The organism is Bartonella sp. AA74HLJMH (genome assembly GCF_042197045.1).
GTDB lineage: Bacteria > Pseudomonadota > Alphaproteobacteria > Rhizobiales > Rhizobiaceae > Bartonella.
On the sequence record NZ_JBHIRJ010000029.1, the window covers coordinates 1 to 8,665 of the forward strand.

At 35.7% G+C, this 8,665-nt stretch carries 6 protein-coding genes and 1 pseudogene; all 7 read right to left on the reverse strand.

The window, feature by feature from the left end; genetic code table 11:
- Positions 1 to 581, reverse strand: a 581-nt coding sequence (locus tag ACFINH_RS08595; protein WP_375632692.1) for a hypothetical protein, incomplete at its 3' end; no start/stop codon positions are given.
- Positions 582 to 682: 101 nt separating this feature from the next.
- Positions 683 to 1,453, reverse strand: a complete 771-nt coding sequence (locus tag ACFINH_RS08600; RefSeq protein ID WP_375632694.1) for a hypothetical protein — start codon at positions 1,451 to 1,453, stop codon at positions 683 to 685.
- 1,549 nt (positions 1,454 to 3,002) lie between these two features.
- Positions 3,003 to 3,445: pseudogene (locus ACFINH_RS08605) on the reverse strand (type ISP restriction/modification enzyme); the annotation flags it as partial.
- A gap of 584 nt (positions 3,446 to 4,029) precedes the next feature.
- Positions 4,030 to 5,637 (reverse strand): YfjI family protein, encoded by a 1,608-nt coding sequence (locus ACFINH_RS08610; protein WP_375632696.1) that lies wholly within the window; start codon positions 5,635 to 5,637, stop codon positions 4,030 to 4,032.
- Between the two features lie 12 nt (positions 5,638 to 5,649).
- Positions 5,650 to 6,534 carry a toprim domain-containing protein gene (locus tag ACFINH_RS08615; protein ID WP_375632698.1) on the reverse strand — a complete coding sequence of 295 codons (885 nt, stop codon included), beginning with the start codon at positions 6,532 to 6,534 and terminating at the stop codon, positions 5,650 to 5,652.
- A gap of 97 nt (positions 6,535 to 6,631) precedes the next feature.
- Positions 6,632 to 6,832 carry an AlpA family transcriptional regulator gene (locus ACFINH_RS08620; protein ID WP_007347209.1) on the reverse strand — a complete coding sequence of 67 codons (201 nt, stop codon included), beginning with the start codon at positions 6,830 to 6,832 and terminating at the stop codon, positions 6,632 to 6,634.
- Between the two features lie 207 nt (positions 6,833 to 7,039).
- Entirely contained in the window at positions 7,040 to 8,206 is a 1,167-nt protein-coding gene (locus ACFINH_RS08625; RefSeq protein ID WP_375615313.1) for a tyrosine-type recombinase/integrase, read from the reverse strand.
- Between the last annotated feature and the right edge of the window lie 459 nt (positions 8,207 to 8,665).

Genomic DNA, 8,665 nt, shown 5'->3' on the forward strand with positions numbered 1-8,665 from the left:
CCATAAACCTTGCCATAAATTTTTGCACGACCATTAATAACAGCATAATTATAAATTTTTGCATGGCTATAAATACAAACCAAGCCAGAAACCTTGGCATGACCATAAACGCGTGCATAACTAAAAACCGTAGCATCATAAGAAACATGCGCATGATCATAAATATGAGCATCAGCAAGAATGCGGGCACTACCACTCACATGAGCATTACCATAAATATTGCCATAAACATGAGCATTGCCATAGACAAAAGCATGGTCATAAATTTTTGCATATTGAGAGATAAAAGCCTTTCCATAGACTTCAGCATTGCCATAAACTTGACCACAGACTTGCGAATAATGCCGTATTTTTGCATCATCATACACTCTTGCATGACCGTAGACACAAGCCTCATCATACACCCAGCAATTGCCATCATGGGATAGGTTAACTTCCTTTTCAATAAAGCCGCCTAAAGACCCCGCCTTTATATCATCAAAATCTTTTAAAGCTTTAATGCGATAAAGGTTTATAATATTTCGAGTAAGAGCATGTTTGATTTTTTTGATTTCACTGGTTAATTCATATTTTTTGCACATAAGAAGACCCTCACAATCTAATGTGATAAACGTTTGATAAAATTTGAAATGGAAAAATTGGGTTGGAAAGCAGGCGCCCCCGCCGCGCCCGCGCGTGTCATTTACGCAGCATCACTTTCATATTCGCTGTCATTATCATCGTCATAATACCCTTCAAAATCAGCATAATACTCATGACGATAATAATCATCTTCGCTACCAAACTCAGGATATGCATCATCACAGATATCTTCATTAGCTGTTAAAGAGGCATTGCTATGAATGTAAGAATTGCCTGAGACAAGAGCATCACAAATAACAGCATCATCAAAAACACGCGATTCATCACAGATATAAGCAGAGCCACTTATTTTTGCATTGCCTCCGACATGGGCATCATCACAAATGACAGCATTATCAGAAATATGAGCATGATCAGTGACACGGGCGTTATCATAAATTTGTGCATTGCCTTCAATTACAACGGCGTTGTTAGCATGCGCATTACCAGACAGTTTTGCATTGTCCTTTAATGTCAGACCTTCAAAAATAGCATTCCCATAAATTTGAGCATTACCATAGACATCAACAAAAAAGCTTTTTACTTTAGCATTTCCAAAGACGCGTGCATTTTGAAAGACCCGAGCTTTATTATACACCCAGCAATTACCTTCATGAGATAAGTTGCTTTCATTTTCAATATACCCCCCTAAATCGCCTTTTTTGACATCATCAAAATCTCTTAAGGCTCTAATTCGAGTTAAGAAATGACCATCGATATATTCACAATCATCAATAAATTCATATTTTTTTGCAGGCTCTTGTTGATTAACAGACGTGGTTTCATTTGAAATATTAGAGATAATGGGGGTGTTTTTTGATATATTTTTCATAATTAAAACCTTACTGATTAAATGTTTGTTATTGGCATCTCTATAGAGGCGCCGGGTGCTAACAAACACGGCAGTAAGTCCGTCGTTACACTTTTCCCATAAATGGGTATTGTATGGTGTAACTACACCCGACAAAATCACTGTATATGCTAACAAAAGCATAAAAGATAGTCAGTTTTTAATAGGATTAGGTTTATCGCAACCTATTCGCTTACTGTTTAGTGTTGTTAAGCACTTGATTATTTATATAGCAAAATACGTATTTATTGTCAAATAATATTTTATCTTTTTTGATATTTTTTCTTATTTTTTTAATACGTTATGTATTGATAATATCTTATGCTTATTAATTGCTTCTTTTATATTTATGTGCTTTTAAAGCTATATTACGGGCTTTGTGAAACGACTGCGTATTTTCTGAATCTATACATTTATAATATTTAGAAACGCTCTCATAATGCGTATTTTAAACTTTATAACCTATCAATTTTGTCACTAAATGGCTTTTAAGATTTCTGTTAATTTCTTTTAATAACACATTTTAGACTTAACAGCCTTTATAGGGACTGTCTTTATAAACAAATGCTTTCATTTGCATTTTTGCTTTCTCTATAGCTGTTATGTTCTTTATAGCCATGGCATCATTTTTCATGTTCATAAGAGAAATGATAAATAGGATAATTGCGATTTATTGTCTGTTATGAAAACACTTATGAAAACATCTAAAGAGAGAATGGTAATTATAGAGATGAGCAAAATCCCTTTTAATAAACTTTTGTCATTTTTGTCAGTTCTTTTTAGAACCTATATCATTTTTTTTAAATGAGAGAAAATTAAAATCATTATATTTCAATAAGTTAAGTTTTATGAATTTTTCAAAATACAACTTATTAAAACAGCCATAACAAATAAATACAACTGTAAATATATATTTGTCAGTTTATGTCAGTACATTGAATCGACAAAAGTGATCATTTAGTGAATGATTAAAACATGTCTTATGAGAGTATGTGATCTTTTAAAGCCTTTCAAAAGAAAGGGATTATAATCATAATAAATGCTATCAAGACCATTATGGTTATGAGTTTTGGAGGTGCTTTTTACGCCCCCCTTTACATATTTTTCAATAAAAAATAAAATTTTATTATATTTCAATATGTTAACTTTTATCAAGTTTCCAAAAAAAACAACCTATATCAAAATACAACCTATAAATACAACTAATGCTCTATGTTTTGTAAGGGTTTTGGGGGGTAGAAACATTCAAAACCTATAAGTAATATAAGAAAATGAATATACATAACCCTCTTTAAATAAAGCTTCTGATAACAATAAAGCTATCATTTTAGATTACGGTTTAATCTTTTAAAGGCAATGTAAATAAGAGTATCTAAAAGTGCAAGTTTCTTCTTTTTAAATAACGTATGATAAATTATCCTTTTAAAGATTGTATGTCAGCAATTTATAAAAGGGATATAAGAACCTATAGGTATAAAACCTTATACCCCTTATGAGTTTATCATACCCATTATGTGAGCATGCTTTTAAGTTATTCAGTTTCTCTTATTTCCAATTTTGGTAGGTTCTTAACAATTTTCATTGTCTCTAAACTTATGGTAATAACTCTAGAGGGTAGGCAGGGTTGCCAATGGTTTCAACAGCATAACGATTGGCATCATTAACAATGCCACTCTTTTTATCAGTCTTAACACATTGACGCCCCATAACCCATTCAAGAGCGGGTTTACCATTAACGATATACTCACAAGCGTCAAGAGGGATATCTGTTATTGTGATATTGTTATTATAAATAACAGTGGTTTTATCTTTCTCTTTACCTGCTTTTGCGAATTTCATTTCAGTCACGTAATAGAATTTTTCTGGATTAGAGATCTCTGTAACTTTTGGATTACCTTTTTTAAAGGTTACGGGATAAGGTTTTACAGTTTCATAATTCACGTGCAAATGATCCAGTTCACGCCCTGTTACAACAGAGTTCCGTTTTCGTATAAGGGGTTTAATTATCTTCAAAAGAATTAAAATGAAGCTTATTAAATCCATTTTGAACGAATTGAGAAAAAATGCAGAAAAATGCTAAAAAAGCCGATAATTTTTTCAAAAGAGTTTTTAAATGCTGTTTATCCACAGTCCATGAGAGAGATCAGATCAGCAAAATAGTGAAATTTGCTGTTTATTTTATGGAAAAAGACAAATGAAGCATGTGCTTTTAAAATATCATAATGATTATTTTGATAGATTTTATGAGTCACTAAAATAATCTAGTTTGTTAGTTCAATTTACAGACACAAACTGACAAATATATATTATTGATTGTATTTAAGGTTGTATTGTCGATATAGGTTGTATCGTTAAAATACTAACCTATTGAAATATAATGTTTTTAATTTTCTCTCATTTAAAAAAAATAATATAGGAGCTAGAATGAACTGACAAGACTGACAAAACTCTTCTGATAAGGTCACTCAGATCATTTGCTTTTGGAAAAAAGTTCCTTGATGAGAATGCCATAAAAAGAGTTTTGCGTGGTTGTCTTAAAGACTTCAAAAGAGATTTCTTTATTGTTTTATGCTGTTGTTTTTAACCAAAGGATGCCATTCATACCGTCTATCAGGACGCCGACCTAATTCATTCCCCTCTATAGGAAATTCACGAATATAGTTACAACGACATAAAAGCTCTAAAGCTTGCTTAACGGCTCCATTGTCTTTTAAAGATCTCCAACACCGTCTATAGATATCTCTTGCCGTAAAAACATTGGGTAAAAGATCACAGCGCTCTACAATTAATTTTGCACGCTCTGCTGTTAATGTATCATTCGCCGCATAAAGACGTTTGGCATGACTTAACAGATATTTTTCCCAATACAAGGCTCTCTCAAGAGCATTTCTATTGATTTCAAAACGCCCCCCTTCGGTCAATTCAAAAATCAACGCAAGGGTTGGTATGGTTTTATCCATTTTCAAAAGATACGATTGTAAATTTGTAGAGAAATGACCACTATTTATTTTTTTCTGAAAATTTTCCCACCATACACGAAACATTTCTTGAGCTTCAGCAGAAAAGCGTATGGTTATCGGATGCTTTGGTGAGCCTAACGGTTTATCATAAAGAGAACGAAATACCCCTTGATAACTTTCCCACACCTTTTGATTGGAAGGTCTATCCGTCCATAACCGCTTTTTTCGTTCGTCGGGCCATACAATCATTTGAAATCGTTGCATGAAACCATCATCATTTATTCCATGGCACATGGCTTGAATAATGGGAATAATGCGTGAGGGTTGAATGCCCCCAATAATGGAAATGGTTGCATTGGGAATATGAATGGTTCCACGTTCAATACGGTCATAGGTGTATGACGTATTGCCATTAAAAGCTGTTAGATAAAAGGCACGATCTGTTTGGTATTCCTTTCTTTCCATATTAGCTAAAAAACCAGCCAATTCATCTCGTACCATCAAGAGACCACGGGGGCTTTCTTTTAAGAGTTCCCCAAGCTTTTCGACAGTCACATCGTTGACAATAAGACGTCGTTTATCAAGAGTATTATCATCACTTTCTTTGTGTTCAATAGATTGCGAAAGAAGGGCAAGGGCTTGTTCTTCATCTTGATCTTTGAGTGCTTTATAGGCTTGTTTTTTCTTTTCTCGTTTATCTAATTCACTAAGAATATCTTTCTTTTCTTGCTGTTCTTTCTTCTTTAACCATTCTTGATGCCATTCCTCTTGAAAGGCATAGAGAGGAGTTAAAGCGGCTTGCATGGTAGGTGTTTTGAGTGTTGAAGGTTGCCCCACAAGAACCCCCCAGAGATTAGGAACAATTTTCCAATTATTATCATGTTGTTTTGGAGCGATACGCACGCCATTTCCAATGACAGCAGCCAAACCACATAAAGCAGAGATAGCAATAAAATCGATAGAAGATTGTTGAAGATCGGCAACCTCATAAATATAGTCCATTAATGGCATTGGCAACTGTAATAAGCTAAAAGGCTCGACGGGTAAGAGAGCCGTAGCAATCGATTTTAATTGCCCCCAACCATTTTGTTGCAAGGCTTGTTCATAAGAAATGGCTTTTAAACAAGTATTTTCGTTTAAAGAGACATTATCGTTATCATTGACGGGAGTATTTTCATTATTGTTTTGTAAATTACTATCTTTCATAGTTTCCCTCTTTTAAGAAAGTAATACGTTATTAAAATCAGTTCCTTTTGGAGCTTGCATCATAAAGACCTCAAAGCCTTGGCTATAAGCACGTGCAGCTAGGTTAAAACCTGCTTTACGACCCGCATCATCGCCGTCCATTGCAATGGTGAGACGGGCTTTTGTAGGGGGTAAATTCACACGCATCATGCCACTGGTTGAAAGAGAAGCCCATAAATCAACGGGCTCTGATAACAACCCAGACAGCAGAGACAGCCCCGTTTCAATGCCTTCACAAATAACCAGATGTTTGGGATTTTCTTGGCTTAAATGCACCCCACCACCCATTACAGATCCCAACATGGCTTTTGCTGGTCTTTGATCTGTTTTGCAGCCATTGGCTTGTAAAAAGGTTCTATGAATGGCGAAAGAGCCAGCGCCCTTAACAAAAGCAACCAACGCGGGCAGTGTAACCCCAGAGGGGTGCGAACATTTGTCGTGAAAACGTAAATCGGGAGGCAAATCACATGTAATACCCCGCATACGTAAATAGGTTTCTGCTAAAGTATTTTTGATTGGTTGGCTTTGTTGCCAAATTGCTTTTGCTCTCTCTGCTTTCTGTTTTGCTCGTTTGAGATCAGCACAAAACTGTTTGGAGAAAGAGAGCGTCTGATCATAAGCTTTATCAAAAAAGGCTTGTTTTCCAAGCAATCCAATTCTAATAAGCGCTTGTATGATCTCTCTAAAAGAGCAGCCAGCATAACAAGTGAGTAAAAGACGCCCATCATGTCCATTGGCAAGGGATAAGCTAGGCAGCCTATCATCATGAGCAGGGCAACGGGCTGTTCCATAACGCCCATGCCAAGTACCACGCAAGGCACGTGTGATACCTTGCGCATTCTTAAAAGAACACATCATTTTAAATCCTATAACGTTGCGTCATAGGACGGATTGTGCTATCTTTAGAGTGATGAGTTTGAGAAAGCCTTGTCCGTCCTTACGTGACAAGGTTTTTTTATGCCGCGTCACTTTGACGTTGCTGTTTTGCTTGCTCGATGACATTCAAAAGATCTGATTGTAACCAACGGGATAAAAAACCAAATTTTAAAGGTTTTGGGAGAGAGCCATTGGTAACATGACGGCGGAATGTTGAGACACTCATATGAAGCAATTTTGCACTTTCACGGTCTGTCAAAAGAATATCATTTTCTGTCATACTAAAATCCTTTCTATCAAAAAATGGTAACAAATCATAACTATTTATTAACCATATTTTGGTTCATTTGGAAAGATGTTTTATTTATAGAAAACAATATTTTATCATACAATTTTTGATGTGATAATTTATGACTCTTATTGAGAAAGAATGAGAGAGAAGAGAGAGAAAGTTATCCACAGATCATGGGGTTATGCACTCCATATCTTAAGATTGACCCGTGACATAAGCCGCCCATTTATCCATATAAACGCGGCGCTGTTCTAAATAATCAGTACGACGATAGGCACGCTCTACTTGTCCTCCGACTGTATGACTTAGAATTGTTTCAGCAACCTCATAGGGGGCATCGGTTGTTTCAGCGAGCCAATCGCGTAAACTAGAGCGAAAACCATGCGGGCAGGCTTCAAGTTTATTGTCTCTCATGTATTGAGCCATACACTTCGTAGCAAGGGGACCGCGACCGGTTGCAGAAAAGAAGAAATCATTGCGAGAAAGTGAGCGCGCTTGTTTTAAAATGTCTAATGCTTCAGATGATAAGGGCACACGAAACTCTTTTGTAGTATCACGCTTTCCTTTCATATTTTCAGCAGGGATTGTCCAGATATCACCTTCAACTTGATCTTTATGAATATGACGTAAAGGGTTAGAGCGAACCCCTGTAAGGATAAGCAAACGCAAAGCCAGTTGTGTTAGGGTTGATGCTTCGCAAAGTGTTTGATAAAAAGCTGGTATATCTTTCCAATCCATTGCAGGTAAATTTTTGACTTTATGGCGTTGTTTTCCTAAAAGAGCGCGTGCTTTTTCTGTTGCTTGTAAATCAACATCCAAACCTAATGCAGCAGCATGTTTGAGACAAAGTTTGAGACGTATCAATGCTGTCCGAGCAGCTCCAGCTTTTGTATGCCAGATAGGGGCAAGTGTATTACGTATTTCTGTTTGTGTAATCTCTGACACAGGAAGACAACCTAATTTAGGGAGAATATGAAGTTGTAAAGGCGAAAACCAATGTCCATCTTTCCCATCCCCTTTTAATTCAGCTTTACGAGTTTCAAAAGTATCCAAGGCAATATCTTTTAAATAATGAAGATTGCTTATTGCCTCACGCTTTTGTTTCTCACGTTCTTTAATAGGATCACGCCCTTCACGTAAAACAGAGCGCCATTGATTTGCTAATTCACGGGCTTGTTTTAAAGAAACATCTCTTAAAGCACCCAAGCCCATTTCACGGCGCCGCCCATGAATGGTAAAACGGTAAATCCATTGAGCACCTCCATCTTTACGCTTATGAAGTAACAAGCCGGCACCATCATTATATTTGCCAGCTCCCAATGTTGCGACAGATCTTGCATTAAGACGGTTCATAAGAGCCATTTTTATTCCTTTCTTATACAAATTTGATCCATACACTCATCCCACTTGTTATGTGCAAATGAGTGGTTTTGATTGATTCAAGATAAACAGCTTTGAAATGAGAGAATCTTACGATATTCGAGACTCTCATTCAACATACAAAACAGTGAATTATTATTATAAATCAATGCCTTGTAATGTAAAAAACCGTTTTGTTATAAGATATTCACTTAATATGCATTTGCTTTTGATTGGATTGTTAAAGCTACCGAGCATTTTGATTTGTTTGATACGTTTAATAGCCATAACAAGCGTTATAGGTTCTCTCATTCAAATGAGTGATTAAAGATCATACGCATCATTTACATTCCTTTTGATAAGTTTTCATATCTCTCATAGAGCGCTTGCAATATGATACGTTTTGTATATATGCATTCATTACTCCATTGTGGATGATTCATTTTAATCAATAAGAAACGC

Bases quoted from the DNA above. Each gene is read 5' to 3' on its own strand.
- ACFINH_RS08600 (WP_375632694.1), bottom strand. From the start codon at position 1,453: ATGAAAAATATATCAAAAAACACCCCCATTATCTCTAATATTTCAAAT.
- ACFINH_RS08610 (WP_375632696.1), bottom strand. From the start codon at position 5,637: ATGAAAGATAGTAATTTACAAAACAATAATGAAAATACTCCCGTCAAT.
- ACFINH_RS08615 (WP_375632698.1), bottom strand. From the start codon at position 6,534: ATGATGTGTTCTTTTAAGAATGCGCAAGGTATCACACGTGCCTTGCGT.
- ACFINH_RS08620 (WP_007347209.1), bottom strand. From the start codon at position 6,832: ATGACAGAAAATGATATTCTTTTGACAGACCGTGAAAGTGCAAAATTG.
- ACFINH_RS08625 (WP_375615313.1), bottom strand. From the start codon at position 8,206: ATGGCTCTTATGAACCGTCTTAATGCAAGATCTGTCGCAACATTGGGA.